General features: G+C 73.9%; 2 protein-coding genes. Both read left to right on the top strand.

The annotated features are described in order from the left end of the window. Positions 1-1,222: GNAT family N-acetyltransferase (locus FGF04_RS39030; protein WP_149516132.1), on the top strand; the 1,222-nt coding region annotated here is incomplete at its 5' end. A 21-nt stretch (positions 1,223-1,243) separates the two neighbouring features. Then, positions 1,244-1,723 (top strand): cupin domain-containing protein, encoded by a 480-nt coding sequence (locus FGF04_RS39025; protein WP_149516133.1) that lies wholly within the window; start codon positions 1,244-1,246, stop codon positions 1,721-1,723. Positions 1,724-1,863 lie beyond the last annotated feature (140 nt).

The following is a 1,863-nucleotide window of genomic DNA, read 5'->3' as shown; positions in this document are numbered from 1 at the left end:
GGCCCCGCTCACCGCACCCCCCGCCTACCCGGCGGTGCTGCGGCCCTGGCTGGCCCTCCTCCCGCGCGTCGCCCACGCCCTGGAGAACCTCCTGAAGGCGGAGAGCCTGTACGGCATCGACCGCGCCGGCATCGTCGCGGCGGCCCTGGAGGAGGTCGCCGGGGACCCGCCGCGGGGCACCTGGGGTGACACCCACCGCCTCGCTCCATGGCGGGCGGTGCCGGACTCGGCGTACGACGGGAGGGAACCGGGGCTCTCCGGCGACCACGACTGCGTGCTGTGCACCTCGGCGGTGCCCGGTCTCACCGACCTGGCCGCGCGGGGCCCGGCCGCCCGTTACGTGTGGGACCTGGCACGGCGTAGGGACAGCCTCTGGGTGGTCCCGTTCGGGGCCTCGGGCGTACCGGGCTCACCGCACCACCGCGACCAGCTGCCCCTGTGGCTCGGGGGAGAACTCGCCCCCGTGGTCACCGACTGGAACCTGCTCACCATGAAGGAGGAGGACAACGACGCGATGACGGGCACCACAGGCACCGTAGGTACTGCAGGCACCGCTAGGACCACCCGTACCGCAGACACCAGTGGCACCACTGACCCCACCGGCACCTCGTACGTGGTCGCGCGTGACCGGCCGGTCGTCCACCGGCAGGACGTCGAAGGGCTCGGCACCGTCCGTGTTGTCCCCGTGGACCCGGAGGCCGACCTCGACGTGCTGCACGAGTGGGTGACGGCCGAGCGGGCCCGCTTCTGGGGCATGGGCGGCTTCAGCAGGGAGCAGGTGCTGGAGACGTACCGGCATCTCGGCTCGCTCGACACGCACCACGCGTACCTCGCCGTCCTGGACGACGTTCCGGCCGCGCTCTTCCAGACCTACGAACCGGCCGCGGACCGGGTCGGCGAGTGCTACGAGGTGCGGCCGGGCGACATCGGCGTCCACCTGCTGATCGGCCCGGCCCCCGAGGGCGCCGGGCGGGCCGGCTACAGCGCGGCCCTGCTGACCGCCTTCACCACGTACGTCCTGGATGTCCTGGACCGGCGGCGGGTCGTGGTCGAGCCGGACCTCCGCAACGAGCGGGCGATCGCCCGGCTGCTCCGCCAGGGGTTCGTGCTCGGCCCGCCGGTCGTGCTGCCCGAGATCGACCTCCCGGAGGTGTACCTGCCGGAGAAGAAGGCGCAACTGGCCTTCCTCGACAGGGACCGTCCCCGACCGGAGGCCGTATAACGTCGGCGGGTGGTCAACGACATCACTCCCGAAGCCCTCGTCGCGCACTACCGACTGGAACCCATCCCCGAGGAGGGCGGCCTCTTCCGCCGTACCTGGGCCGGCCCCGAACGGCCCGACGGCCGGCCCGAGGGCACCGCGATCGTGGCCCTCCTGACCTCCCGGCCCGGCGACTTCTCCGCCCTGCACCGCCTCCCGTCCGACGAGACCTGGCACTTCTACCTGGGCGACCCGCTGGAGCTGCTGCTCCTCTCCCCCGACGGGACGTCCCGTACGGTCCTGCTCGGCCCGGACGTCCTCGGCGGCCAGCACGTCCAGTTCACCGTGCCCGCGCGCGCCTGGATGGGCGCGAGGGTCGCCGCGGACGGTGCCTGGGCCCTCTTCGGGTGCACGATGGCGCCCGGCTTCACCTACGAGGGGTACGAGCACGGGGACGGGGCCGAACTCGCCGCTCACTACCCGGCGGAGGCGGCGCGGATCACCGCGCTGAGCCGGCCGTGACGGGCGCGACCGGCGCGACCGAGCCGTCCACGTCCGGCGCGGCCGAGCCGTATGAGGGCTCCCGCAGTGGACCGATCGGCGGGCTGCTCGACGGGCAGGTGGCGCTGGTCACCGGTGCCGGCGGCGGCATCGGGCGGGGG

Origin of the sequence: Streptomyces apricus (assembly GCF_008369065.1) — a bacterium.
GTDB lineage: Bacteria > Actinomycetota > Actinomycetes > Streptomycetales > Streptomycetaceae > Streptomyces > Streptomyces apricus.
Note: the sequence above shows the minus strand (reverse complement) of the source record. Positions and strands in the feature narration are given on the sequence as shown.